Origin of the sequence: Paenibacillus sp. EKM206P, assembly GCF_011066155.1 — a bacterium.
GTDB lineage: Bacteria > Bacillota > Bacilli > Paenibacillales > Paenibacillaceae > Paenibacillus > Paenibacillus polymyxa_D.
Window position 1 is genome coordinate 371382 of the sequence record NZ_JAAMNQ010000001.1, and the last position, 25519, is coordinate 396900.

The window sequence follows — 25519 nt, forward strand, 5'->3', positions numbered from 1 at the left end:
TCTTGAAACAAGATATAGCAGCAAAAAGGACAGTAGAATACGCACAAAGACCGAACTCACAGGAGGATAAGGTGCCGTATGATGCTAAAGAAGATCTGCATTGGGATATGGAGCTCGTGTTAGTTCGTCACGGCACAACCTTATGGAACAAGGAACGTCGATATCTGGGACACTCCGACTTAGGTTTGCTACCGGGGGCAGAGCAGGAATTAAAGCCTTTGCAGGAAAAATTGCAAGGTCAGTCCTTTGCTCGAATCTATTGCAGCGACTTAATGCGATGTCGCCAGACCTTGCAGATCATTGTGCCGGAATCAGAGTTGACGTCTGGGCGTTCCCTATCTACTATGCCTCCTATGATGGAACCATGTCTGCGAGAGCTTCATTTTGGCGAGTGGGATGGAAAAACGTATGACATGCTCAAGGATGTGTCGTTGTATCGGGCTTGGATTGATGAGCCGCAACGGATCACCCCACCTGGTGGAGAGTCTTGGACAGATTTTGTAAATCGTCTGCGCAAATTTCTTGACTCTCTGTATGAATGGCGTGTTGCTATGGAAGTTCAACCCATGGATTTGACTGCTACGTCGCCCTCTGTTTTGGTCGTTACGCATGGTGGCGTAATTCGTCAGCTAGCTTGCATGCTGATACCGGGCCATGATTTTTGGAGTCTGAATCCGAAGCCGGGAGAAGCATTAAGGATTCAATTGAGGCTGGCAGGACCGCACAATTACATAGCGGAAATGCTTCCTCATTAGGTTAGACACCAGCGGATAAAGAGGCTGTTTGGGTTGTAAGCCGCCTCATTTTAACCTATAATCATCAAGTAAAAGAACGGCTTGACTACCACTACATCAAATATCCAGCAGACGAGGTCGGCGCAGCGTGATGAAACTATGGTTTCCCTCCCTGCGCTGTTAAAAGGGAAGTCGGTGTGAATCCGGCGCGGTCCCGCCACTGTAAATGGAAACATGCCCGTTAGTCCTCTTTATATGTTACTAAGCATATGAAAGAATTTCAGGACATGTATTTTACCATAAGTCAGGATACCTGCCCGTCCGCCTGTCACCATAATCCTTCGAGGAAAGGATGACGTGTTCGCAGTGACTGTCCATGCGGAAAGAAGCTGCCGCCTGCGCACGATCTGCGCTAACGTGACCCCTGTGTCCTGATATGAGGATGCGGGGGTTTTTGATAGGAAAAAAGGCTAGATTTAGAAGATATCTGATGATGTTCAAGTAACGCTCTTAACGATTTATTTATGAAGGGGTGCAAATCATGGCAGGAAAAAAAATAAAGGTGTGGACAACAGGTCTATTGGCTCTGATTTTGGCAGTTGTGCTGAGTGCATGTGGCGCTAATGGAAAAAATGCAGAAAATAAAGAGGGTCAGGCTTCTTCACAGCAGCCGGGACAGGCAGTAAACGCACAAGAGCCTCCGGGCAAAACGGTTTACCCGCTCACAGTTAAAGATGCAACAGGACAGGAATTTACATTCAAAAAAGCGCCGGATAAAATCGTTTCCGTCTCCCCGGCAGAAACCGAGGCGTTGTTCGCCATTGGGCTGGATAAGGAAATTGTCGGCGTCTCCGACTACTCTGATTACCCGGAAGCAGCTACGAAAAAGCCTAAAGTGGGCGGTATTATGAAACCGAACGAAGAGGCGATCATTGCTGCGAACCCGGAAGTCGTTTTTGCAGGGATATCACTTAGTGAACAGGCTACGACCAAGCTGCGCGACATGGGAATTATGATTTTTAAAACGGAACCGAAGACAGTGGAAGATGTCATGGCTAACATCGAATTGTATGGGAAAATCACCGATCATCAGAGAGAAGCAAGAGCGGTGACTGACAAGATGAGAGCAGATGTAGCAGAAGTAAAAGAAGGAATTAAAAATATCGGTAAAGGGCAGAAGCTGCGGGTATACGTCGAGTTTTCACCAGGCTGGACAGTGGGTAAAGGCGAGTTTATGGACGAGCTGATTACGTTGGCGGGCGGCGAAAATGTAGGTGCCACGCAGAAGGGGTGGTACCAAATCAGTGAGGAAAATATTATTGCTGCGAACCCTGACGTGATTTTGTACAGCAAAAGTGTCAAGGACGACAAAACGGGCCAGACGCTCGGTGATATCATTAAAGCTCGCAGTGGATGGGATCAAATATCGGCTGTTCGCCACAACCGGGTGTTTGCCGTGGATGATAATTTGATCAGTCGTCCGGGTCCACGCGTAACGGAAGGTCTCAAGGAAGTGGCCAAGGGCGTGTATCCTGAAATTTTCAAATGAACCGTAAACTGATCGGCTTTGGAGGGACAGGTCTTGTCCTGCTGTTGCTGACGCTGCTGCTCTGTCTTGGCATCGGCTCGGCCAAGCTTCCGGTCAGCCAAATCACGGGCATTCTGGTTAACCACCTACCGTGGTTAGGCGATACGTTTACACCGGATTGGAATACATCCTCAGAGCAGATTATTTTGAAGGTCAGATTGCCACGAGTGTTACTGGGAATGTTGGTAGGAGCAGCGCTGGCGCTGGCGGGAGCCGGATTTCAGGGTGTGCTGCGTAATCCTTTGGCTGATCCGTATACACTGGGGGTATCCTCGGGGGCTTCGGTAGGAGCGGCAGTACTGATTTATTGGGGCCTTCAATTTTCATTTGTTGGCATATGGACGCTGCCGCTAGTGGCATTTACGACCGGAATGCTTACGCTGTGGATGGTGCTGACGTTGGCACGGGAAGGTGGGAAAATTCCGACACAAAGTCTCATTTTGTCGGGTGTGGTGATGCAATCCTTTCTGGGAGCGGTTGTTTCCTTTCTGACAGCCATGTCGAAGGAGACGGTCAATGAAATATTGTACTGGACGATGGGAAGTCTTAGTCTGCGCGGTTGGTCATATACAGGAATCCTTTTACCTTATGTGGTCATAGGGCTGGTATTTCTATGGAACCGGGCACGTGTGCTGAATATTTTGGCTTTGGGTGAACGTCAGGCGGCGCACATGGGAGTTCATGTAGATGCGACGAAGCTATCTGTTCTGATTATTTCCACGCTGCTGACAGCAGCCGCTGTCTCGGTGTGTGGCGTGATTGGCTTTGTTGGACTCGTTGTACCGCATATCATTCGTCTGGTGACAGGTCCTGATTACCGTATGATTGTTCCATTATCTGCGCTCGGCGGAGCTGTTTTTATGGCTTGGGCAGATACGGCGGCTCGCACATTGTTAGCCCCCACAGAAATTCCTCTGGGCGTGATGACGGCCTTTGTTGGGGCACCGTTCTTCGCATATCTCCTGTACCGAAACAAGAAGCTGCGCAGGGGGGGACTGCTGTGACAGAACAAAGTGAATCACAGAAGGTGCGTGATCGGGCATTAGAGGTAGTGGGTCTGACACGTGCCTATGGAGAGTTCCATGCTTTAAAAAATATAAGCTGGAGCGTCGACGAAGGAACTTGGTGGGGGATTATTGGTCCGAACGGCAGTGGAAAATCGACCTTGTTGCATTTGCTTTCCGGTGTAGATCAGCCAACTTCGGGAAACGTTCATATCTATGGCAAAAAGGTCGGTAGCTACAGCAGGAAAGAGCTTTCCCGACTCATAGCCGTACTCCAACAGGAAGGGCTTCCTCCCGTGGGATACACCGTCAGGGAAGTCGTAGAAATGGGACGTTTTCCCCATCAGGACTGGCTAGGCAGGGAAAAGGGTGTTGATGTGGAGGCGATCGCGGATCGCGTGCTGGAGCGATTGGGTCTTACCACGCTGGCGGACAGAGCATTAGACCGTTTGAGTGGTGGACAGCGACAGCGTGTAGCTTTGGCAAAAGTAATGGTGCAGGAGCCACGAATATTGCTGCTGGACGAGCCTACGACCTATCTGGACTTGCGCTATCAGCTTGAATTTATGGAACTGCTGGCAGATTGGCGCCAAGAAACGGGTGTGACGATCATTGCGGTCTTGCATGATCTTAACTTGACAGCCCAATTTTGCGAAGATTTGCTTGTACTCAAGGATGGAATGGTTGAAGGATTGGGAGCTTCATCGAAGTTATTAACTGAGGATCGGATTCGACGAGTATACGGTGTTGAGCCTGTGATGCTTCCGCATCCTGATAGCGGTGTGCCGCAGCTCTTGCTGCGCAGGAGCGCTTCGGATACAGCAGATTAAATAAACGATGAAACACACTTAAAAAGAGCAGGGAGTGGAAGGTATGAACGACAAGCTGCGTCAGCTGATCGATAGCATTGCCCAGCCGGATGGGGTGGCGGCCTCGGCAGCTTCAGCCCATTTGGACCAATTAACAAAGCCACCGGGAAGTCTTGGAAAGTTGGAAAGTGTGGTCATTCAGCTAGCAGGAATTACAGGAGTGGATAAGCCTGAATTCGATCGTAAAACGGTTATGGTCATGGCTGCGGATCACGGGGTGTGTGAAGAGGGAGTCAGTGCCTTTCCGGCTGAGGTTACACAGCAAATGCTGTATAACATGCTGTCAGGTGGCGCAGCAATTAATGTGCTGGCACGCCATGCGGGCGCAGATGTCAAGGTGGTAGATGTTGGCGTGAATGCGGATGTCGCTCACGCGAATCTGGTGGACCGAAAGGTACGCATGGGTACTTCGAATATAGCTAAAGGGCCAGCGATGCTGCGTACGGAAGCGGAACAGGCGATTTTGGCCGGAGCTGGAGCTGTAATAGAAGCGGTCAAAGGTGGCACACGGCTATTCGTTACTGGAGAGCTGGGCATCGGGAATACCACAGCCAGCGCTGCGGTCGTATGTGCTCTTACCGGGCTAGAGCCGGAAGTTATCGTAGGCCGGGGAACGGGTGTAAATATGGCTGGGCTTACCCGCAAAATAGCGGTTGTCTGCCGCGCATTGGACGTGAACCAGCCAGATGCAAATGATGCGCTCGACGTGCTCACTAAGGTCGGCGGTCTGGAGATTGCCGCCTTGGCAGGAGTTATCCTCGGCGCAGCCGCACATCGCTGTCCAGTCGTGTTGGACGGCTTTATTTCCGGCGCAGCTGCCCTCGCAGCGCGTGCACTTGCGCCTGCAAGCGCTGCGTACATGCTCGCTTCGCACGCCTCGGACGAGCGCGGGCACGCGGCGGTGCTCCGCGAGCTCAAGCTGGAGCCCATGCTTCATTTGGACATGCGGCTCGGGGAGGGCACAGGTGGTGCGCTTAGCTTGCACCTGATTGATGCGGCGTGCCGCATTATGCGCGAAATGGCGACCTTTGCCGATGCAGGCGTATCGGACGGTCAGGGAGCCGCGCAGCGATGAAAGCGCTCGTGACCGGCGGGGCACGCAGCGGGAAAAGCGGCTTTGCCGAGCGATTATGCATGTCGCGCGCGCCTGGCGCATGCTACATTGCAACGGCGCAGGCCTACGACATGGAGATGAAGGAGCGCATCGCCCTTCATCGGGTCCAGCGCGAGTCTGCCGGGTACGACTGGCAGACGCTGGAGGAAGCGCAGGCGCTGCCGGAGCTGCTGCGACGGCTTGGCGGCGATCAAGCGTCGCAGCCATCACCCGCGCCTATGGTGTTAGTCGACTGCCTGACCCTGTGGCTGTCGAACGTGCTGCTGGCCGCAGGCGAGGACGGCGAAGCTGCGTCCAAAGTTGCCATTAATGAACTGACGGCAGCTGTGGAGCAGTATCCGGGGCAGCTTGTCATCGTCACCAACGAGGTTGGTGACGGTATAGTGCCCGAATATCCGCTTGGTCGGCTGTATCGAGATTTGAGTGGGGTTATGAATCAGCGGATTGCCCGTCTTTGTGATGAAGTATTTTTGGTGACGGCGGGTATTCCCGTAGAACTCAAACGGCTGGAATATAAGCTATGAGCCGCGAACGTCAGGCTGTTGCTGCTGCTTTTCAATTTTTAACGCGTCTTCCGGTGAAGGCGGAATTGGATTTTTCCCCGGATTTGCTTAAACGCAGTGCAAGTTATTATCCGCTGGTGGGAGTGGTCATTGGCATCATCGTCTGGGGCTTTGCGGCGCTTGCTTCTATGGTGCTGCCGCCGTTGCCGTGTACGATTCTTACTCTTGTTGTCTGGGTTTGGTTGACGGGTGGATTGCATTTGGACGGGTGGATGGATGCGGCTGATGCCTTGTTCAGCTACCGATCCCGTGAACGGATGCTGGAGATTATGAAGGATAGCCGTGTAGGGGCAATGGGCGTTATTGCTTGTGTGTTGCTGCTCATGCTCAAGGCTTCTTTGCTATATACGGTGCTGGTTGAACGGAATGTGTCTAGCTTGCTGCTGCTTCCGATGGTTTGGAGCCGCTGGTTTATGGTACATGCGATGAAGCGCTGGCCTAAAGCCCGTAATGATGATGGGCTGGCTGCGCGTTTTGCTGATATGAGTGGTGGCCGCGTAGGGTTGGCCGTATTTTGGGCAGTATTAGTGACCCTAAGTGCTGCCGTAGGACAATATCTTCTGGCAGATTTGGCTACAGCAACAAGGGGGACTGGGAATCTGTCGTTGGCAGGATCATACTTACAAACCTTGCTTTCATATTCTGAAAGCCTTCCAATCTCGATAGGTTTTGTGTTGATTCCGGTCTTGGCTTACGGTGTTGGAACCTTCACGGCAAACCGTATTAACCGCCGCTTGGGTGGACTTACGGGAGATATATACGGAACTTTAAACGAATTGCTGGAGACTGTTTTATTGTTGTTTATTGTCATTTTGTACGGGTTGTGACCAGATTTGAAATGAATTCGTTAAAGGGGAAGAGGCAATTGTCAACTTTCGAACCGTCCTGCACGAGCCCGGCAGCCGTATTGATGCTTCAAGGAACAGCGTCGGATGTGGGCAAAAGCGTGGTGACGACTGCGCTTTGCCGTATTTTTACGCAGGACGGATATCGTCCAGCACCGTTTAAGTCGCAAAATATGGCGTTAAACTCTTATGTTACCGAAGACGGCAAGGAAATTGGACGCGCTCAGGGGGTGCAGGCTGAGGCCTGCGGTATTGAGGCCACGACCGACATGAATCCGATTCTGATTAAGCCGGTCAAAGATATGCACTCACAAATTGTTGTACACGGTGTACCTTATGCCTATATGAGCGCCTCCGATTACCGGAAGGATTTTTTGCCAAAAGCCAAACAGACCGTTATGGATGCTCTGAATCGGTTGCGCGATACCTATGATATTGTCCTTATGGAAGGGGCAGGCAGCCCGGCAGAGATTAATTTGAAGGACCGCGATATCGTAAATATGAATCTGGCAGGTTGGGCGGATGCTCCAGTGTTGCTTATTTCAGATATCGACCGGGGCGGTGTTTTTGCCTCTCTCGTAGGAACTATCGAGTTGCTGGAACCCCATGAAGTACAACGTATCCGCGGATTTATCATTAACAAATTCAGAGGTGATCTGTCTCTGCTGCAACCGGGATTAGACTGGCTGGAGGAACGGACAGGCATTCCTGTACTCGGTGTATTGCCCTATCTACCAGACATTCGCATTGAAGCAGAGGATTCGGTAGTACTGGATAAGAAGCCCAAGCAATCTGCAAAGGATAAAGAACTGGATATTGCAGTGATACGATATCCGCGGATTTCCAATTTTACGGACACGGATGCTCTGGCCGCAGAGCCGGATGTGAGTGTTCGTTATGTCACAGAAGCCGGACAGTTGGGTGTACCGGACGCCATTATCTTACCGGGGACCAAAGACACCATTGGAGACCTGCTGGAATTGCGTGAGAGAGGCCTGGAGAAAGACATTCGGCAGGCTATGAATACCGGATGCACACAGCTAGTTGGCATTTGTGGAGGTTACCAGATGCTGGGTACAGCGCTATTTGATCCCGAAGCCGTCGAATCTGGGTTGCCGCAGCAGGCAGAGGGGTTAGGTTGGCTGACTCTGTCCACGACCTTTTTGAAGGAAAAGCAAACCGTACGCGTACAAGGAACCCTGTCTAATCATTGTCCGCTTTTGCTTGGCACTGCGCCTGATTCGGGTTATGCCTCCAAGCCAAGCATTGAAGGTTATGAAATACATATGGGCGTTACGGAGTATGTTACGGAACCATACGCACCTACAGGTAGAACTTTAAACCTAAGCGAAATGAAAAGGTTATTCCATATCCGGCGTGACGAAGGAACAGCTTTTGAGGAAGGCTGGGGTACGACAGACGGTAAAGTATGGGGAACCTATTTGCACGGTGTGTTTGATAATGACCGTTTTCGCCGATGCTGGTTGGATGGATTGCGACAAGCCAAGGGCTTGGCACCTTTAGAAAGCACTTTTACTGTACGTGAAGCCAAGGAACGAGAGTTTGACCGTGTCGCAGAGGTGGTTCGGGCTCATTTAGATATGGAGCAAATTTATCGTATGATGGGAATGAATTCATAAACTTCATAAAATGATTATTTAAATCGCTCTTAAAAATAAAGAGGTATCTCTACAGCCGTTTTCATGACTGAGAGATACCTCTCTTTATTCAGGATTTTGCAAAATCCTCTATGGTATCGGCTTACGTAATTTTAAATTTTTGGACAGCCTTTTGCAGCTCGGTTGCTTGTTTGCTTAATTGGCGAACAACCTCGCTGTGGCTTTCCATTTCATTCAGTTGCTCATCGGCATTTAATCCGATTTCCTGAATCATATGCTGTGCATTGGCAGCGATGAGAGCTGTCTCTTCCACGGAAGCAGATACTTGTTCCGAGCTGGCGGATACTTGTTCCGTTGCTGCAGATACCGTTTGAATCGTAGCATTGATCTTTTGCATAAGCTCACTTAGCTGGTTAAAGGCTGAGCTCGCTTGTTGAACCATTTCCGTTCCCGAATGAATTTCACGGCTCACCTGGGTCACAGAGTCCACAGATTGTTGCGATACTTCTTGAATGGTAACTAAATAGTCGGAAATTTCTTGTGTGGCTTCTTTAGATTGCTCCGCAAGCTTGCGCACTTCTCCGGCTACTACGGCGAAGCCCCGTCCATGTTCGCCCGCACGGGCAGCTTCAATGGAGGCATTCAGGGACAACATTTGAATTTGCTTCGTGATATCGAAAATAGCCGAAACGATACTGCCAATGGCTTCTGAGCGCTCATTCATACTATGGATGTATCGAAGCGATTCATCGGCAGCATGTCCTACCTGTGACATTTGAGCTACAGCTTTTTGAGCGAGCGTAGTACCGTTAACCGTTTCTTTTGTCGCTTCACTGATTTGATCGGATACATCATTGGCAGAGGAGGCGATGTGCTGAACACCTTGAGCGATTTCCTCCATAGCCTGCGCATTTTCAGCAGCAGCTGTAGCTATGCTGGTACTGCCCTTTGCTATTTCCTCTGCGGCAACTGTAGAATCCTGGACTTTTACACTCATAGCCTCAGTCCGACGAAGCAGCTCGTCCGATCCTCCAACAACCGCACCGGATGTAGAAAGCACATGGCCGATCATTTCTTTTAAGTTATGAGACATCGATTGGAAGCTGCGGGCAAGTTGCGCAATTTCATTGACGCCATGAACCTTCGCTTCTTGTGAAAGATCACCTTGAGCAATTTTTTCGCTATGACGAACCAATTCAGCAATGGGTTTTACAACTTTACGTATCACGAGGGTAGAAATAATTCCGCCCAGCAGGAGTGTTGCCACTGTAATACCTATGCAAATCCATAGAATTTGTTGGGATTTTTCTTGTACGAATCCAACATCTTCGTTCACGCCCAGAACTAAATTACTACCCGATATAGCAAAGAAGGCGGTTTTGTGTACTCCGTACGAATCGCTATAAATTTCACTGATATTCATCTCGCCTTGTTTTGCCTTTTTTACATCCTCTACAGGAATGAGTGCATCCTTGACCTTGTATACTGATTTTACATTCCGTGCGACGACTTCGGCTTTACCATCCTTCACTACCGCGATATATGCCGATTCTAATTTGAGAGTATCGACTTTGTCCTGCAGATAGGATTCCATCTGTATAGCGGAGCCGGAATCAGAACCGCTTCCTTGCCCGGCCTGAACAGCTAAGGAAATATTGAGATCCTGATATACATTTTTAGCTCCAATTTCTAGCAATTGGTCTACCTGAGGCATGACACTGTTATTAATGATACTCATGGATATTGCATAGAAACTGATGCTGAACAAAAGGGATGCAAAGAGCTGAATCAGCAAAAACATAATTCGTAATTTCGCGCCAATGGAACGATTAAAACTCTTCATGAAAATTCTCCTCTCACATGATGGTAATAAAGTCAGACGAATTCCCCTGCTTGATGTAGGCCGCTTGTCCAATAAGATGCTAGACACGCCATGATCTACTTGTTTTCCTCTCCTTGCTTGAAGAAAAGACTGAAAATGTTCGGATTCTATGTATATTTCAGCTGTATTCAAGGAACAAGAATGTGAAAGGGAAGTAATCCATGATTTACTAAAAAGTAGGTTAGACCTATTTTACATAATTAACAGGCGGTTGAATAGTCATATTTGCCCAAAAACAAACAAAAAATATATAACTATGGTCTTAGGTGTTTAGATGTAAGTTTGATGTAAATTATCAGGTGCATAAAAACGAATAGATTACTCCTTCTATAAAACTATTGTAAAAAAGAAGTAATATAAGTAGCATAAGGAATACCACTTTTACGACAATATTCTTCTAAGCTTGGTTTGGTAAGTTCGAAAGTGGTCTTCAATATACATATAAAAGGGGAAAAGGTAGTTATGAATGGGGATTTACTTTCCAAAGAAATGATTTCGCAGGTCAGAGGCGAAGATGAACTAGAGCCGACTTCCGGTAGTAACAGAGCTGCTGCAGGGGGAAATCCGATAAGTCGTCTATTAGATTATGTATCAGGCGTATTCACTCCGATCTTGCCGGCAATGATTGGGGCAGGAATGATCAAGGTAATTATATTAGTTTTAATGTCCTTCGGTTTATTGTTGTCTGATCCGCAGGTATATACTATTTTAATGGCTATCAGCGATGGGGTGTATTACTTTCTACCTATTTTTGTTGCGGCAAGTGCGGCAAGAAGGCTGCGCAGCAATGTATTTGTTGCGGCAGCCATCGCAGTATCCGTATTCCATCCCCAACTAACAAGTTTATTCCAGTCAAGTGAGGAGGTACGTTTTGCCGGTCTGTCAGTTATAGACCCACAAGCTGCTTCATCTATAGTACTCATACTTGTTGTCGTTTGGATAGCATCGTGTGTCGAAAGATGGTTAGACAGGTATACCCCTTATTCACTTAAATTATTGGTTGTCCCGACTTTGACACTGATAATCACTATACCTTTGATGGTGTTCGCTTTCGGGCCACTGTGGAGTTATCTCGGCCAACATGTATCGGATGGACTAGGCTGGTTGTTTGACAATGCAGAAGTGTTTACAGGGTTGTTGCTCGGAGGCGCGATGTCTTGGCTTATTATTGCAGGCATGCAATATATAATGCTACCGATTATGATCAGCTCGCTTACAACATTGGGTTACGACCATATTTTTCCCGTGGTCATTGCAGCGGCTTTCGCTCAGGCTGGCGCAACATTTGGCGTATGTGTTAAATCCAAAAATCCCAAAGTCAAAACGCTGGCTGCGTCCACAGGTTTGTTAGCCATGCTGGGAATCATTGAACCGGCCATGTATGGTGTCAATATCCGTTTCAAAAAAACGTTAATAGCAGTTATGATTGGTGGAGCCGTTGGTGGGGCTTGTATGTGTTTGTTTGAAACAGAGCTTACTGCTATTGGTACCTCTGCTGGGCTGCTCAGCTTACCTTTATTTTCTGAACCCACGCTTGTGTACGGTATTGTGGGTATACTGATTTCGTTTGTTACGGCTGGCGTAATTACGTATTTTATGGGCTTTGTGGATGAGAAAGATGAACATTCGCAAGTAGCATCTACATCTGGCATGAATGCTTCTCCGAACTCGGTTGTGGAAAAGAGCCCCGGCAGCTAAGTTGAATACATGTCGTTCTGTTCAGGACAAAAAAACAGCAAGCCTTCATCTTACGAAGGCTTGCTGTTTGTCATTTTGATAAATCTAAGGCTGGAGCAGATTTATTATTTTTATTTCAATAAAACCTACAAAAATAGTTGGCTTTGTGATATAGTAATCTTCGGATTGAAGGGTCACTTTAGAAAACATCTTACGTTTAAGTTTGGAGGAAATGATATATGGATACCTTCTTTATTATTTTGAATGTCATCGTGCTGCTTGCACTGCTCGGCGTGTTGGTCTGGATGCAGAAAAAGCACATCTCCTTTACAAAAAGGGTATTTGCCGCACTTGGCTTCGGACTGATCTACGGGGCTATTCTACAATATGCCTATGGGGCAGGCTCAGAGGTCATTACAAAATCAGTTGATTGGTTCAACCTCGCAGGTAATGGTTATGTCCGTTTGCTGCAAATGGTCGTTATTCCGCTTATCATGGTGTCGATTATTTCGGCTATTATGAATTTGAAGGGAAGACAGAACCTTGGCAAAATCAGCGTGTCCATTATTGCAGTACTACTGATTACAACGGCAATTGCTGCTTCAGTGAGTATTGTAACCAGTCTGTCATTTGATTTAAAGGCCATTGAGATTCAAGGTGGAGAAAAGGAACAAGCACAGGGCTTGAAGATGGAAGAGCGCCTTGGAACAGTTCAGGACATGACCATTCCACAGCAGGTGCTGGAATTTATTCCTTCAAATCCTTTTGAGGATATGACGGGAGCACGTCGTACGTCGACGCTGGCGGTGGTTATTTTCTCGGCTTTTATCGGGGTGGCTGTGCTCGGATTGGATCGTAAAAAACCGGAACAGGCGCAAACCTTCCGTAAAGTGATCGATGCAGTGTACGCTGTAGTGATGCGGATTGTAACGCTGGTGCTGAGATTGACACCTTACGGTATTTTAGCACTGATCACTAAAGTAGTAGCTACGACCAATCCAGATGAAATTTTGAAGCTAATCAAGTTTGTGCTCGCTTCTTATGTGGCTTTGTTGGTCATGTTTATCATTCATCTTATTTTGCTGGCCTTGTTCGGCTATAATCCGGTGACGTATGTGAAAAAGGTATTGCCTACACTGGTTTTTGCTTTTACTTCTCGTTCCAGTGCGGCGACCATTCCGTTAAATGTTGAAACGCAAACGAAAAAACTTGGTGTGTCCGATGGCATCGCGAATCTGTCTGCGACCTTGGGAGCGACTATTGGACAAAACGGCTGTGCTGGTATTTATCCGGCGATGCTGGCGGTTATGATTGCTCCAACCGTGGGTATTGATCCAACGAGCTGGGATTTTATCCTCACGCTTATTCTAGTCGTTACGGTCAGCTCGTTCGGCGTGGCGGGTGTAGGCGGTGGTGCCACTTTCGCTTCCCTGATCGTGCTTTCCACCATGAATCTTCCAGTGGCATTGGCAGGATTGCTCATCTCAGTCGAACCGTTGATTGATATGGGTCGCACAGCGTTAAATGTCAATGATTCTATTACCGCAGGTCTCATTTCAGGCAAGGTGCTCAAAGAGAACGATCAAGACGTGTTCAACAATCAAGGTATGGATTTGGATGCAACGGCGCACTCTTAAGTAAAAGATAGACAAGATGGTGTAAACTACAGTCTCATATCGCATCTATCGCATATGTAACACATGCACTGTGCACCTCAATACTTAGAGTCGACCTTAAGGTCGGCTCTTTATATTAGGCTTAGGACAGTGTGAATTATAGCTGTTCACGAATCCTAATCTATGATACATTAAAATAATGTTTTTCCGGCTTGCTTCGGATGAACCGCGGTTCGCAACCATCCCGCGCTATCAAAACTAGGAGGATTTTATGTTTAATCTTTTATGGGGGGCAGCTTTTGTCCTCGTCAATTTTATGTTCTTTTTGTTATGTTTTCGGTTGTTCGGTAAAAAAGGGCTGTACGCCTGGATTGGTGTTGCTACTGTACTAGCTAACATTCAGGTAACCAAAACGATTGATCTGGTCGGCATTACCACGACATTGGGAAATACGATGTATGTTTCTATGTATATGGCCAGCGACTTGCTGAATGAAAAATATGGGCCTAAAGAGGCGCGTAAAGCTGTGTGGTTCGGCTTTTTCACTCTGATTATGACGACGGTCACGATGCAAATGGTGCTGCAATTCGAGCCAACTGCAACGGATTTTGCCCAGACCCCGATGCAACAGCTGTTTGGATTGTTGCCAAGGCTTGCGCTTGCCAGCTTGACAGCCTATGCAGTCAGTCAATTGCTGGACGTGCGTCTGTACGCCTGGATTCGCAAGTTTTTCCCGGAACGTCATCAGCTCTGGATTCGCGGCAATGGCAGCACGATGATCAGCTCGTTTATAGATACGCTCATTTTCTGTACTATTGCCTTTTACGGTTATGCGTGGGGGATATGGATCGAGATATTATTCACCACCTACATCTTAAAATTTGTATTGACTGCGGCGGGTACACCCATTTTGTACATTGCACGCAATTTCAGCTTTATAGAAGAGGAGGGGCAAACCCTAAAGCCATGATGGCTTGGGGTTACCCCTCCTTTTTTCATACTTTTTATATAATGAATAGCAAATGGATTTATCCGAGCACTGTCAGTTCTTTTGGAAAAGAGGTAAGCACTTCAACACCATCAGAGGTGACCAGAACGTCATCTTCAATCCGCACACCGCCGAGGCCTGGCACATAGATGCCGGGTTCGATTGTGAACACGAAGCCTTCATGAAGCAGATCGCTATTGCCTCCGTGTACAGATGGATATTCGTGAACACTCATGCCAAGGCCGTGTCCAACTCGATGGTTAAAGGCAGGGCCATATCCAGCGGATTCAACAACAGCCCGTGCTGCCTGATCTACGGATGCGCAGGAAACTCCCGGGCGAATGGCGGCAATTCCTGCTTCGTTCGAGCGAAGAACCGTATTATAAATTGTTTCGAGCTCAGTCGATAGCTTTCCAAAAGCAAAAGTACGTGTAATATCCGAAGCATAGCCATCGGAATATACGCCCATATCAAACATGAGCAGATCGCCGTGTTGCAGCTTGCGGGTACCCGGAACACCATGAGGCAAGGCTGTTTTGGGTCCAGACAGCACTGTTGTGTCAAAAGACGGGCCATCTGCACCGATTTTTTTCATCTGGTATTCGATTTCGGCCACCAGCTCGACTTCCGTCACCCCTTCACGCACATGGGTGAGACCGTGACGAAGGGCATCTTCCACCAAACGAGCTGCATGTTTCAGACGTTGTACTTCCTCAGGAGTTTTTCTCACACGCATTTCTTGAAGCACTGGACCCAGGTCCACATATTGAGCCGCGCCAATGGCAGTATGTAGCTGTTCGTAACGGAGGACGGAGACGTGCTCCTTTTCCAGTGCGAATGCTTTCATACCGGTGCCTGTGCGTTGACGAAGCAGATCATATGGATTGTCCGTATCGGTGTGGGTGGATATACGAGTCACAGAAGAAGCAGCTTGGGCGGCTTCTGCATCCAGGGCGGGTACGATCAGTTCTGGTTCTTGGTCCCGAAGCAACACCAGACCAAGAAAACGCTCATGCGGATCACTGGCAAAGCCCGTCAGGTAGTAAATATGTTTAGGATCGGTCACAAGCAGGCCGTCCCAAGACTGTGACTTCAGTTCATCATACAGTCGGGTTATTTTCTCATTCATAAAGTCTCATTCCTTTCTGCCTATTTATTCATTATAGCTCTTCATACATCATTATTTATAGCATGGAATGACTTATTCTCTTTCCTGACTTAATGTTTGCAGACGTGCCTGTACATTCTGATCATAGTAACCACCATGGTAGCAGAGTACCTTATCAACATCCAATACAGTCAGTTTATCGAGGCTCTTTAGGGCCAGTGGCATATCCGGCGTAGCCGACTCAGCGGGACCGACCAGTTCACCTTCGACTACAAGCAACTCATCTGCTGCCAAGAGCAGCTTTTGTGCGGGCACATACAAGCTGATATGCCCGGGCGTGTGGCCGGGTGTATGTATAATCTGTATTCCTCCACCATAGGGTAGATGCTCACCATCCTCAAGAATATGAGCAAAGCGCAAATCTGGCAGGCGGCGAATCAGATCCTCTGCTTGTTGCTTGAGCGTAGTATCCAACTGATTAATCCGTTCCGGCGTTAGCTTCACAAATGGTCGCTCTCCTGTCATATAAGGGACGTCATCCTTATGGGCTAACAGGGCAGTATTCGGCAGCAAGTCCAGCAGTGCATGAACATTTCCGATATGGTCAATATCTTGATGTGTTAAAATAATTCTTTTCAGGCGGCTGATATCCTCACCCACATCTGAAATAGCCTTGCGCAATGGCTCCAATTGGCCGAGCATTCCCGTGTCAATCAGTGTAAGTCCATCCTCGTCCTTGAGCAGTACAGGATAAATGGTTGTTTTTCCAAAAAAAGATTCCATAGGTATTTCCAAAATCAAGAGTTGAGTTCCAATATTCATATTAAGCTGCTTCAGAATCCTTGACTCCGAAACATACCTCCCGTCTCGTCATGTTAAATCGCTTACTACGTTTTTGTTTTTCTTCAAGCTCTATTATAAAACCCTTTGGGACTAATCCGCAAAACAACTCGATATGGCTGATCGGGCGCTTGTCTTGTACAATAAATAAATCACACAATAGGAGGCGGATACGAATAATGAATAACGACCAATCTTTTTCCATTGAATTTGCATGCAAAGAGGATCTTCCCGATATTGTGGACATTTATAATTCTACGATCGCAGGACGAATGGTCACGGCAGATCTGGAACCGGTGACAGTGGAAAGTCGAATTCCATGGTTTGAGGCTCATCAGGAAAACCACCGGCCTTTGTGGGTTTTAAAACAAAAGGGTACAATTGCCGGATGGGCCAGTCTTCAGTCCTTTTATGGGCGTCCAGCTTATAACGGTACAGCAGAAATTAGCATATACGTCCATGAGGATTCTCGTGGAACCGGAACAGGAAGTCGACTGGTGCAGCACTTGCTAAATGAATGTCCGAGACTGGGGATTACCACGTTGTTGGGATTTGTTTTTGGTCATAATGAGCCAAGTATTGGGCTGCTACGGAAGTTTGGTTTTGAGCAATGGGGGTACTATCCGCGTGTAGCTGTGCTGGACAGCATAGAGCGAGATTTGGCGATATTGGGTAAGCGAGTGGATGAATAAGCTTATGACATATAAATATTCTTTGTAACGTGTACAGAAAAAGGCTGTTTCCAAAATCGTCTCATACACTGCAGATGATTTTGGGAGCAGCCTCTTTTGCTTTTCTATTTTCATCGCTTTTAGCGCTGTGGTTTAAAACGTATACTGTGAAAAATCTGATTAAGCACTTCAGACAGCACCAAACCGACAGCAATCGCTCCTGCGATCATCAGCGTGCTCATCGCCAGCTCCAGTGCCTGCGGATAATGTTGTTGTACGAACTGGCGCATGGCATTATAGGCCATTCCCCCTGGAACGAGCGGAATCATGCCTGCGACACTGAAAATAATCACAGGCATTTTGTACAGCCGCGCAAAGCCTTGACTGACGATGCCGATGAGGATCGTTGCCAAAAGGCTGGCGCTCACAGGTCCCATGCTGTCCGTAGTTGAATAATAGACCAGCCAGCCTAGCATACCGACGAAACCGCATTGCAGCAGCGAGCGCCGAGGGGCATGGAAAAGTATGCCGAATGCAGCGGTGGCAATAAAGCTTGTGAATAATTGTGCAAGCATAGACTTGAATCTCCTCCGAATCACATATAAGAAATGATCACCGCAACGCCAGCTCCAATGCCGAAAGACGTCAGGCAAGCATCGGCTCCCTTGGAAAGACCCGAAACAAGGTGCCCGGACATTAAATCACGGATGGCATTTGTAATTAACAAGCCTGGAACCAGTGGCATGACAGAGCCAATAATAATTTTATCCATCATCTGTCCCCAGCCTACTATCGTTAATAGAGCCGCCAGCAAACCGATTAGAAAAGATGCAGAAAACTCTGAGAAAAACTTAACCTTAACGAGCCTGTGAAAATACTGTACGGCTGCAAATCCGATACCTCCGCATAACACAGCTGCGGGGAAATCTCGCCAAACTCCACCAAACATGATCATAAAGCAACCGCTGGCCAACGCAGCAGCCATCAGCTGTATACGGTTAGAATAACGGAGGGGACCACATTCAATCTCCGAAAGCTCCTTGACGGCAGCGCGGGGAGACAAATCACCTGTGCTGATTTTACGTGAAATGGAATTGACCTCTGTCACCTTGTGCAAATCGGTGGTCCGCTCTACGATGCGAATGAGCGTGGCAGGCTCCGAGTCATTAATGGCAAAAAAAATCCCAGTTGGTGTGACATAGCTATGGGACTGGGATATGCCATAGGCCGAAGCAATGCGGGACATCGTGTCTTCAACACGATAGGTTTCGGCTCCATTTTGCATCATCAGTTTGCCCGCCAACAGACAAACCTCAATGATTTCAGGAGTAGGATAGGAATGATTATTCATGCTCGCTCTCTTTCATTCGTACCGGGCCGTTCGACCCTATTATTTTCATTTATTGTAGCACAAAAAGCCGCCTTTTCGGAGGCGGTTAGGTTAGGGGAAATCCAAGGAATTCGTCATGATTCTATCATATCAGGAATAACGGTATAGTAGGACTCTTCCAGATATGTTGCGGCCTCAGATAGGCCCATCAACTTAAGCTGTCCAGCTACAAAAGCACGAAGGGCAGAATGGGTGAACAGATGCCGTGTCTGGGCATCTCGAATAAAGGCCAGTCTGGCTTCACGCGAACCGTTGTGGAATAACTCACGCACAGCTTCGCCTTGTTGTTCCCAAAGGAAAGGCTCCGTTACGGTCAAGAGTGCACTCTCCTTAGAAGAGCTATGCTTCGCAGAAGAAGATACCTGAATGCCCAAGCCGTTCAGCGTAGGAGCTGCTTCATTGTGCTTCCGTTCTGTACGCAAACTATCGATATAGGCAGCCATATCCTGAATCGGTTCGATACCAAAGCGTTCCCGGAAGCATTCGCGTACAAACGCGGTACGTTCATCTACAACCTGAGGCAGTCGCTGACCTGCATGTCCAGAATAGTCATCTCCACTGGCGTAGTATCGTTGTAATGAACTGTTCTCTGTATAAACAACACTTAAAAAATCCTGCAAATGACGGGCAACCACCCATACACCCGTCCAATCGACGGGAGATACGCATACGATAGGGGCCTGTGCAAGGTCCTTTTCAAGACCAAAATCCGTTAAAAAGCCATAATGTATTCCGTCCACCCCTGCATGGGCAAAAGGAATAACATCTGGTGGTGTAGCCATATATCGTGGCGCGCGGCCCTGCTCCATAATCAATCCCAAATCAAAACTCAAAGAATGCCGGTTCGCTTCGAGCTCCTTTTCAAATTCTATAAGTGCCTCAATCAAAGGTGTAGCTGATCCATAGGCTAGGTTAGAACCGGAATCCATCGTGTATGCCTCCCTTATCCAATACATCCATAAAGCGTCCATCCCTAAAAGGTACGTGATTTTACACGAAATGTAAACCTGTATGACGAATCTTTTCAAAAATGTGACCTTTTACCCGTGTGTTGTCAAATAAAACGCTTTCGGGCAAAGCAGGACAAGATACCTATATTAGCTCGGTAGAGAAGTAAAGTGAGTTTGCGAAAATGCGGTCTTTTTCAGTGTATGTTAGCAACCGTGAAGTGTGAATGCAGGAGCGCAGTGTGAAGGACAGGGTGCAACGCAACAGGCCAACGGGTATAATATCAGGACAAGGTGAAAAGGAGCGACATCCGAAGATTTAACAGAAAGAAGTGGGCATATGAACTTGCAAAAGAAGGCTATTTTTTTTGATGTAGATGATACGATGTACGATCATTTGCACCCTACACGCGATGCATTGCGAACAGTATTAGGATTGAGTGAGCGTTTTCCTTTTGAGAAAGCCTACCATCGTATTCGCTATTATAGCGATGTACTATCGGCTAAAGGAGGACTACTGGAGGGGAAGGCAGGGACGCATGAACTGGATGAGATGAGAGAAGGCCGTTTCATTCTGGCTTTACAAGAATTCGGGATAGAAATTACCCGTGAGCAGGCAGAACATGTTCAAGAAGAATATTTGGATCGTCAGTACCGAATTGAGCCTTTTGAGGGGGCTATCTCGTTAATAAATGATTTGAGCTCGGCTGGCTTTTTAGTTGGATTAATTACCAACGGTCTTGAAGAACACCAGATGAGCAAGATCAAGGCTATGGCGTTGGAAAATCATGTTGCAGGAGAGCATATCTTTGTATCTGGAACCGTTGGCTATGCCAAGCCTGATCCGCGCATTTTTGAAGTAGTGAACGAACGGACAGGAACGTTAGCAGAGCACTGCTGTTACATTGGGGATTCCTGGCGCAATGACGTGGCGGGAGCTATAGCTGCGAATTGGCAGGTGATCTGGTTCAATCACAGGAACGCTCCCCCGGAAACTGACGTGCTAGGGATCTATAAAACAGCAGCAAGCTATGCAGAGTTAAGAAGGTTGCTTTTGCCGGACGCTCGTTAGACACGGCACATACCGTTTTTTCTAAAAGAATCAACCTATTTTGAAGCCATTCCCAAAGCTAACCCGTAATACTATTTATCTGTTATAGATCTAATTTCATTGGTAATGGTTTAGAACAGAAAAGGAGGGGATCGCGCATGGTAGAACAATGGAGGCAGGCAGAAGACATCATAAGTCAAGTGACCGTATACAGTACAGAGGATAATGATCCGGTTACCATTAAAACAGCCACTCAAGACGTCCGCTGTATTGGCATCGGGACAGATGCGGCCGTATTTACGCTGGATACGTTGCCAGGCTACGCATTCAAGGTGTACTCAGACATGGCGATCGACAAGAAAGATGCGGAGGCCGACGTATATGAGCGTTTGCGAGGGTCTGACTTTTTTCCTCATTATTACGGAAAAGGCGACAAGTATATTGTCATAAGTTATGAATCCGGTATTACGCTGCTGGATTGTTTGCTGCAAGGAATTCCTGTGCCAGAGCAGGTCATTCTGGATGTGGAAAAGGCGAGAGAATTTGTCCGATCCAAGGGGCTAAACCCCCGTGACATCCACCTCAAGAATGTACTCATGCAAGACGGGCGTGCCAAGGTATTGGACGTATCTGAATACGTGAAGGAAGGCGATGACAAGCGCTGGGAGCATTTGGTGTGGGCGTATCATACGTTTTATTCCGGTATCTCGGAGGTTAAAGTTCCCTCATGGATTTTGGATACGATTAAAAAATGGTACTACAAGCTGGACAACTCCAACTTTAATCTGGAGGAATTTGCCCAGCGTGCCAGTCAATTGTTCTCTAAATGGAGGTCATAACCGCTGTGAAGATAACGGATATGCAGTCTGATCTTTCCATAGCAAAAAGGATTGCACCCGCATTTAGGGGAGCAATCCTTTTCTTTTATCTGAAATCCCGAGGCACTCTTCTCGCTGTACCACTCGCAATTGCGGCTTGAATTACCTTTTCACGCACCCGTTGAACCGCACTCTCGTTAAATACACCAGGGATTATATACAGCTTGTTTAGTTCTTCAGGACGGATCGTGCCTGCGATGGCCTCGGCGGCCGCCAGCTTCATCTCTTCGTTGATTTCACGGGCACGGCAGTCGAGCGCTGCTCGAAAGATGCCTGGGAAACAAAGCACATTGTTAATTTGGTTAGGATAGTCCGAACGTCCGGTGGCGATGACACCCGCAATGTCCTCGACGTCCTCTGGCGCAATTTCGGGAACCGGGTTAGCCATAGTGAACAGTACCGGGGCTTCTTTCATACGTTTCACGTCTTCTCGTTGCAGTAGTCCGCCTGCCGAGAGTCCGATAAACACGTCAGCGTCCTTCAGAACCTCGGACAGCGTGCCAGACAGCCGTTCGGGGTTGGTATGCTGCGCATACCAATTCCACATTTGATGCTCGTATGTTTCATCCGCTGTAAGCGCTCCGTGACGATCTACGCCAATGATATTGACTGCTCCTGCAGATAGCAAAATTTTCGTACAGGCCACACCCGCAGCCCCGATACCACAGACGACAATTTTGACGTCAGACAGGGCCTTGCCGACAACCTTGAGCGCATTGATCAGCCCTGCGTACAAAACGACAGCTGTACCGTGCTGATCGTCATGAAAAACAGGTATGTCCAGCTCGTTACGTAACCGCTGCTCAATCTCAAAGCATCGTGGCGATGAAATATCCTCCAGATTAATACCGCCAAAGGCTGGGGCCAATTGCTTAATGGCCTTAATGATTTCTTCGGTGTCCTGCGTATCCAGACAGATGGGAAAGGCATCGACGGACCCGAGCTGCTTGAACAGCATAGCTTTGCCTTCCATAACTGGCATGGCTGCATAGGGACCGATGTTGCCTAGCCCGAGGACAGCGCTTCCGTCAGAGACGACGGCGACCGTATTGCGCTTGATCGTCAAACGGAAAGCTTTGTCCGGTTCCTCGTGAATCGCCATACATACGCGTGCCACATCGGGGGTATATACCCGGGATAAGTCATCGCGGTTTTGAATGGGGACCTTGGGCTGCATTTCAATTTTACCTCCGAGGTGTAATAGGAAGGTACGATCAGAGATGGATAATACCTTAACACCTTGTGCTTTTTTAATCCGGGCAATCATTTGATCGATTTCTGCTGGATCAGCAATGGTGACTGTAATATCTCTCACAGTGACCTTCTCAGAGGTGCGGATGACGTCAATGGCAATTACATCCCCGCCATGTTCGTTTACCAACGTAATCAATTGACCAAATTGGATGTGCTCTGTGGAAATTTCCAGTCGTAAAATGATATTTTTACCGCCAATACCGCCTTGCATGCAAATTCCTCCTTTGTCTTCCATGACAAAATCATACGTAGGATCGATTGATTGCGCTTACAATATGAAGCGGATGTAAAATCTATGCTGATATTTCAAATTAGTGGTTTCTTCCCCTATCATAGTGAACAATCACTCGCTTGTACAGATTAAGTTGAGTAATATCTTTTATTTTGTATCAAAAAAAGGACGAAAGCCTGGCTGTATTTCAGTCCAAGCGATCATCCTTTTTTTCAATGAAATGATTCACTTTATTTTCACACATTCGATCTGTTACGTCATATTTTTACCGTAGTAAATTTCGTCCATTTCAATTTTGAGACGTGTTGATATATTTTGTTGCTCTTTTTCAGTCAGACTTTCCTTGGTGTAGCCGAACAGGTAATTGTCTAAATCGAATTGTTTTAGCTTACATTTGGTATGGAAAATATTTTCCTGATACACATTCACGTCGATCATGTCATACTGACTGCGCACTTCGTCTGGAATATAGTTTTGAATGGAGCCGATATCATGGTCGATGAAAAGCTTATGTCCATTCATATCACGTGTGAAGCCGCGTACCCGGTAATCAATCGTCATAATGTCGGTGTCGAAAGAATGAGTCAAATAGTGGAGTGCCTTGAGCGGGGAGATTTCCCCACAGGTAGAGACATCAATATCTGCTCGAAACGTACTGATCCCCTCGTCTGGATGATATTCCGGGTAGGTGTGAACCGTAATGTGGCTTTTATCCAGCTGTATCACGACAGATTCAGGTAGGGGGCCTGGTGACTCGGCATAAGATTCAGTCGGAACCTCCACAATGGGTCCCTCTGATATAAGTACTGTCACGCTGGCTCCTTGAGGAACATAATCCTGCTGGGCTACGTTGAGCACATGGGCGCCGATAATGTCAGATACATTTTTTAAAATAGCTGTCAGCCGATCTGAGTTATATTGTTCATCAATATATTCAATATACGCCTCGCGTTCTTCTTTGGTTTTGGTGTAACAAATATCGTACATATTGAAGCTCAATGATTTGGTCAGGTTGTTAAATCCGTGCAGGGTAATCCGCTGTTCCGGTGTTATGGTCATAGGCTATTTCCCCTTATAGTCGCAGTATTCATACATAATATTCCCAACACGCCTTTTCATATACCGATTCATAAAATCAGTTCTGTAGCTGTTAGATTAAAGGCTTGAACAAGTATGTCTTACCCGTTTGGCATAATTAAAAACAGGCAGGGGAGTGGCTTTGTTTTTACATGTATGGAAATTTTAATGTATATATACTTTATTTCTTACTCAGCAATTTTTAAGTAACAGGACTTATAATATGAACTATGTATACGAAGAAGGAACTGAACTGACAGAGAACTCGTAGTAGAACTTAAGAACCAGGTTAGTAATTCAGTAATTTAATGTGTATCACCTTCACAATGCCGAAAGCTTAACCGAATATGATTATAGACCCGGAAAAATAGTGATTTTGTATATTGCATAAATCGAGAAAGCAACTTCAGCTAATAATATGCGTATAATAAAATAAACGTAAGAAGCTGAGAATTATGAAGTTAAAATGAATTTGTTAGCGAGTTTAATTTACAAACCGATCCCATGTTACTGTCAGGATTTTGCACAATTCGATTCCAGTCGCTCCGAAGTGCAAGATATAGACGAACTAAACTACTTCGTTCTATACCTTTGTTCATTGGAAGTCGCTTATTGGATTTTTGCAAAATCCTTTACTGTAAGAAAAACGGTGGAAGGAGTATCAAGATGCTGGCTTTGTCCGATCCGGCCTGGACTCTGCTCCAAGGCCCTTATGGTTCTTCTCAATACGTCCCGGAAATGTTGAAGCAGCTCCAAGCCGGATATGATGGCGAAATGGCTGACACCTTGTATTGGGAGGAGCTGTATCACCAAAATACGTTGTATACTTGTACATTTGCGGCTGTACCTTACCTTGTAGACATTGCGTTAAAAAGTTCTGATATAGGGATTCGTGCAGATATATATAACATTTGCGGAATATTCGAAGCGAAGAATAACAATCCCTTACATACCAAAGTTCCTTTGGAATTTACAAGGGATCAGGTGAAAGTGGATTCTAGTCTGGCTGAATATATTTACGCGCAATATCGGTGTGCCATTGTCCGACTTGCAGAATTGACTGAAGAAATGGTGCTGTATGCGAAAGAACACGAAGGAGATGTCGGTAAACGCTATGTTCTGGCTGCGGGTGCCGCTTTTCAGGGTTATCGCTGCGTAGCTTATATGCTACAAAGCTTCGATACTGGTGACGAATATACGCTGGATTGTCCGCATTGCGGTACCCCGCTCTATATTTGGCCTGATGAACAGAATGACACCTTGGTTGTCTATGATAAGGATCCTGTAAATTCAGATAATCTGGTTCCCCAACCGATTCGCCCCCGTTCATTGGACCATAGAGGTGCTAATATGCAGTGGTTGCACGAATATGTCCAAAAAATTGAAGAGAACAAGCTGATTGCCCAATTACCCTATTTAAATGGTTGGGTAGATTGTCCAGTGTGTAATACGCCCATATATATATGGGATGAGTTGATGAAAATGGCTGATGGTGTTCGGAGGTATACCGCTTAATCAATCAAAAAAGGGTGCTGTCCTTCTACAGCCCCCTCATTTCCTCTTCTATTTTTC

General features: G+C 47.0%; 23 protein-coding genes and 1 riboswitch. Of the genes, 15 read left to right on the forward strand and 8 right to left on the reverse strand.

The features are described from left to right. The first annotated feature begins 2 nt into the window (after positions 1-2). The 8 genes from G9G53_RS01800 to G9G53_RS01835 all read left to right on the forward strand — a co-directional run bounded on the left by G9G53_RS01800 (position 3) and on the right by G9G53_RS01835 (position 8357). Positions 3-755: a histidine phosphatase family protein gene (locus G9G53_RS01800; protein WP_029516388.1), complete on the forward strand. Its 753-nt coding sequence runs from the start codon at positions 3-5 to the stop codon at positions 753-755. A 122-nt stretch (positions 756-877) separates the two neighbouring features. Beyond that, a riboswitch (cobalamin riboswitch) is annotated at positions 878-1069 on the forward strand. 206 nt (positions 1070-1275) lie between these two features. After that, positions 1276-2283 (forward strand): ABC transporter substrate-binding protein, encoded by a 1008-nt coding sequence (locus G9G53_RS01805; RefSeq protein ID WP_029516389.1) that lies wholly within the window; start codon positions 1276-1278, stop codon positions 2281-2283. Beyond that, entirely contained in the window at positions 2280-3326 is a 1047-nt protein-coding gene (locus G9G53_RS01810) for a FecCD family ABC transporter permease (protein ID WP_029516390.1), read from the forward strand. Before G9G53_RS01805 ends, G9G53_RS01810 begins: the two co-directional genes overlap by 4 nt. Then, positions 3323-4156: an ABC transporter ATP-binding protein gene (locus G9G53_RS01815; RefSeq protein WP_029516391.1), complete on the forward strand. Its 834-nt coding sequence runs from the start codon at positions 3323-3325 to the stop codon at positions 4154-4156. Before G9G53_RS01810 ends, G9G53_RS01815 begins: the two co-directional genes overlap by 4 nt. A gap of 43 nt (positions 4157-4199) precedes the next feature. Beyond that, positions 4200-5270 (forward strand): nicotinate-nucleotide--dimethylbenzimidazole phosphoribosyltransferase, encoded by a 1071-nt coding sequence (gene cobT, locus G9G53_RS01820; protein ID WP_029516392.1) that lies wholly within the window; start codon positions 4200-4202, stop codon positions 5268-5270. Continuing rightward, positions 5267-5833, forward strand: coding sequence for a bifunctional adenosylcobinamide kinase/adenosylcobinamide-phosphate guanylyltransferase (cobU, locus tag G9G53_RS01825; RefSeq protein WP_069012672.1), 567 nt, complete (start codon positions 5267-5269; stop codon positions 5831-5833). The genes cobT and cobU overlap by 4 nt, the downstream gene beginning before the upstream one ends. Continuing rightward, complete coding sequence (gene cobS, locus G9G53_RS01830) at positions 5830-6699, forward strand: adenosylcobinamide-GDP ribazoletransferase (protein WP_165144931.1); 870 nt, start codon at positions 5830-5832, stop codon at positions 6697-6699. Before cobU ends, cobS begins: the two co-directional genes overlap by 4 nt. Before the next feature lie 38 nt (positions 6700-6737). After that, entirely contained in the window at positions 6738-8357 is a 1620-nt protein-coding gene (locus G9G53_RS01835; protein ID WP_165144933.1) for a cobyric acid synthase, read from the forward strand. Positions 8358-8478: 121 nt separating this feature from the next. Here the strand turns inward: G9G53_RS01835 and G9G53_RS01840 are convergent, their stop codons facing one another. Beyond that, positions 8479-10179, reverse strand: coding sequence for a methyl-accepting chemotaxis protein (locus tag G9G53_RS01840; RefSeq protein ID WP_165144935.1), 1701 nt, complete (start codon positions 10177-10179; stop codon positions 8479-8481). A gap of 501 nt (positions 10180-10680) precedes the next feature. Here G9G53_RS01840 and G9G53_RS01845 point away from each other — a divergent pair. The 3 genes from G9G53_RS01845 to G9G53_RS01855 all read left to right on the forward strand — a co-directional run bounded on the left by G9G53_RS01845 (position 10681) and on the right by G9G53_RS01855 (position 14481). Beyond that, positions 10681-11916 carry a PTS transporter subunit EIIC gene (locus G9G53_RS01845; protein WP_165144937.1) on the forward strand — a complete coding sequence of 412 codons (1236 nt, stop codon included), beginning with the start codon at positions 10681-10683 and terminating at the stop codon, positions 11914-11916. A gap of 218 nt (positions 11917-12134) precedes the next feature. Beyond that, on the forward strand, positions 12135-13532 hold the full coding sequence (locus tag G9G53_RS01850; protein WP_029516398.1) for an L-cystine transporter: 1398 nt from the start codon (positions 12135-12137) through the stop codon (positions 13530-13532). A gap of 250 nt (positions 13533-13782) precedes the next feature. Further along, on the forward strand, positions 13783-14481 hold the full coding sequence (locus G9G53_RS01855) for a queuosine precursor transporter (RefSeq protein ID WP_165144939.1): 699 nt from the start codon (positions 13783-13785) through the stop codon (positions 14479-14481). Positions 14482-14539: 58 nt separating this feature from the next. On the opposite strand, the gene G9G53_RS01860 is transcribed toward G9G53_RS01855, so the two are convergent. Both G9G53_RS01860 and G9G53_RS01865 read right to left on the reverse strand, forming a co-directional pair. Next, positions 14540-15628 (reverse strand): M24 family metallopeptidase, encoded by a 1089-nt coding sequence (locus G9G53_RS01860; protein WP_165144941.1) that lies wholly within the window; start codon positions 15626-15628, stop codon positions 14540-14542. Between the two features lie 72 nt (positions 15629-15700). Continuing rightward, a complete protein-coding gene (locus G9G53_RS01865) occupies positions 15701-16429 on the reverse strand; it encodes an MBL fold metallo-hydrolase (protein ID WP_069012553.1) in 729 nt (242 codons plus the stop codon). A 197-nt stretch (positions 16430-16626) separates the two neighbouring features. Here G9G53_RS01865 and G9G53_RS01870 point away from each other — a divergent pair, with 197 nt between their 5' ends. Next, positions 16627-17139, forward strand: a complete 513-nt coding sequence (locus tag G9G53_RS01870) for a GNAT family N-acetyltransferase (RefSeq protein WP_069012554.1) — start codon at positions 16627-16629, stop codon at positions 17137-17139. Between the two features lie 119 nt (positions 17140-17258). Here the strand turns inward: G9G53_RS01870 and G9G53_RS01875 are convergent, their stop codons facing one another. From G9G53_RS01875 to G9G53_RS01885, 3 genes are all read right to left on the reverse strand, one after another. After that, a complete protein-coding gene (locus G9G53_RS01875) occupies positions 17259-17693 on the reverse strand; it encodes a threonine/serine exporter family protein (RefSeq protein ID WP_013309318.1) in 435 nt (144 codons plus the stop codon). A gap of 20 nt (positions 17694-17713) precedes the next feature. After that, positions 17714-18469, reverse strand: a complete 756-nt coding sequence (locus G9G53_RS01880; protein ID WP_029516404.1) for a threonine/serine exporter family protein — start codon at positions 18467-18469, stop codon at positions 17714-17716. Positions 18470-18582: 113 nt separating this feature from the next. After that, positions 18583-19437, reverse strand: a complete 855-nt coding sequence (locus G9G53_RS01885) for a hypothetical protein (protein WP_165144943.1) — start codon at positions 19435-19437, stop codon at positions 18583-18585. A gap of 358 nt (positions 19438-19795) precedes the next feature. Between G9G53_RS01885 and G9G53_RS01890 the strand changes: the two genes are divergently transcribed. Together G9G53_RS01890 and G9G53_RS01895 are read left to right on the forward strand one after the other, a co-directional pair. Beyond that, the gene (locus G9G53_RS01890) at positions 19796-20527 is read left to right on the forward strand and encodes an HAD family hydrolase (protein ID WP_165144945.1); all 732 of its coding nucleotides are present in this window, start codon (positions 19796-19798) and stop codon (positions 20525-20527) included. A 137-nt stretch (positions 20528-20664) separates the two neighbouring features. Next, positions 20665-21345, forward strand: a complete 681-nt coding sequence (locus G9G53_RS01895) for a serine/threonine protein kinase (RefSeq protein ID WP_029516407.1) — start codon at positions 20665-20667, stop codon at positions 21343-21345. 85 nt (positions 21346-21430) lie between these two features. Here G9G53_RS01895 and G9G53_RS01900 read toward each other — a convergent pair whose 3' ends face one another. Together G9G53_RS01900 and speD are read right to left on the reverse strand one after the other, a co-directional pair. Beyond that, the gene (locus tag G9G53_RS01900; protein WP_029516408.1) at positions 21431-22849 is read right to left on the reverse strand and encodes an NAD-dependent malic enzyme; all 1419 of its coding nucleotides are present in this window, start codon (positions 22847-22849) and stop codon (positions 21431-21433) included. Positions 22850-23122: 273 nt separating this feature from the next. Next, entirely contained in the window at positions 23123-23929 is an 807-nt protein-coding gene (speD, locus tag G9G53_RS01905) for an adenosylmethionine decarboxylase (protein ID WP_029516409.1), read from the reverse strand. Positions 23930-24613: 684 nt separating this feature from the next. Here speD and G9G53_RS01910 point away from each other — a divergent pair. Next, the gene (locus G9G53_RS01910; RefSeq protein ID WP_165144947.1) at positions 24614-25462 is read left to right on the forward strand and encodes a hypothetical protein; all 849 of its coding nucleotides are present in this window, start codon (positions 24614-24616) and stop codon (positions 25460-25462) included. The last annotated feature ends 57 nt before the right edge of the window (positions 25463-25519 follow it).

Coding starts and splice junctions, on each gene's coding strand:
- G9G53_RS01855 (WP_165144939.1), top strand. CDS start 13,783: ATGTTTAATCTTTTATGGGGGGCAGCTTTTGTCCTCGTCAATTTTATG.
- G9G53_RS01910 (WP_165144947.1), top strand. CDS start 24,614: ATGCTGGCTTTGTCCGATCCGGCCTGGACTCTGCTCCAAGGCCCTTAT.
- G9G53_RS01885 (WP_165144943.1), bottom strand. CDS start 19,437: ATGGATTCCGGTTCTAACCTAGCCTATGGATCAGCTACACCTTTGATT.
- G9G53_RS01895 (WP_029516407.1), top strand. CDS start 20,665: ATGGTAGAACAATGGAGGCAGGCAGAAGACATCATAAGTCAAGTGACC.
- G9G53_RS01860 (WP_165144941.1), bottom strand. CDS start 15,628: ATGAATGAGAAAATAACCCGACTGTATGATGAACTGAAGTCACAGTCT.
- G9G53_RS01870 (WP_069012554.1), top strand. CDS start 16,627: ATGAATAACGACCAATCTTTTTCCATTGAATTTGCATGCAAAGAGGAT.
- speD (WP_029516409.1), bottom strand. CDS start 23,929: ATGACCATAACACCGGAACAGCGGATTACCCTGCACGGATTTAACAAC.
- G9G53_RS01840 (WP_165144935.1), bottom strand. CDS start 10,179: ATGAAGAGTTTTAATCGTTCCATTGGCGCGAAATTACGAATTATGTTT.
- cobS (WP_165144931.1), top strand. CDS start 5,830: ATGAGCCGCGAACGTCAGGCTGTTGCTGCTGCTTTTCAATTTTTAACG.
- cobU (WP_069012672.1), top strand. CDS start 5,267: ATGAAAGCGCTCGTGACCGGCGGGGCACGCAGCGGGAAAAGCGGCTTT.
- G9G53_RS01875 (WP_013309318.1), bottom strand. CDS start 17,693: ATGCTTGCACAATTATTCACAAGCTTTATTGCCACCGCTGCATTCGGC.
- G9G53_RS01845 (WP_165144937.1), top strand. CDS start 10,681: ATGAATGGGGATTTACTTTCCAAAGAAATGATTTCGCAGGTCAGAGGC.
- G9G53_RS01880 (WP_029516404.1), bottom strand. CDS start 18,469: ATGAATAATCATTCCTATCCTACTCCTGAAATCATTGAGGTTTGTCTG.
- G9G53_RS01810 (WP_029516390.1), top strand. CDS start 2,280: ATGAACCGTAAACTGATCGGCTTTGGAGGGACAGGTCTTGTCCTGCTG.
- G9G53_RS01900 (WP_029516408.1), bottom strand. CDS start 22,849: ATGCAAGGCGGTATTGGCGGTAAAAATATCATTTTACGACTGGAAATT.
- G9G53_RS01865 (WP_069012553.1), bottom strand. CDS start 16,429: ATGAATATTGGAACTCAACTCTTGATTTTGGAAATACCTATGGAATCT.
- G9G53_RS01890 (WP_165144945.1), top strand. CDS start 19,796: ATGAACTTGCAAAAGAAGGCTATTTTTTTTGATGTAGATGATACGATG.
- cobT (WP_029516392.1), top strand. CDS start 4,200: ATGAACGACAAGCTGCGTCAGCTGATCGATAGCATTGCCCAGCCGGAT.
- G9G53_RS01850 (WP_029516398.1), top strand. CDS start 12,135: ATGGATACCTTCTTTATTATTTTGAATGTCATCGTGCTGCTTGCACTG.
- G9G53_RS01805 (WP_029516389.1), top strand. CDS start 1,276: ATGGCAGGAAAAAAAATAAAGGTGTGGACAACAGGTCTATTGGCTCTG.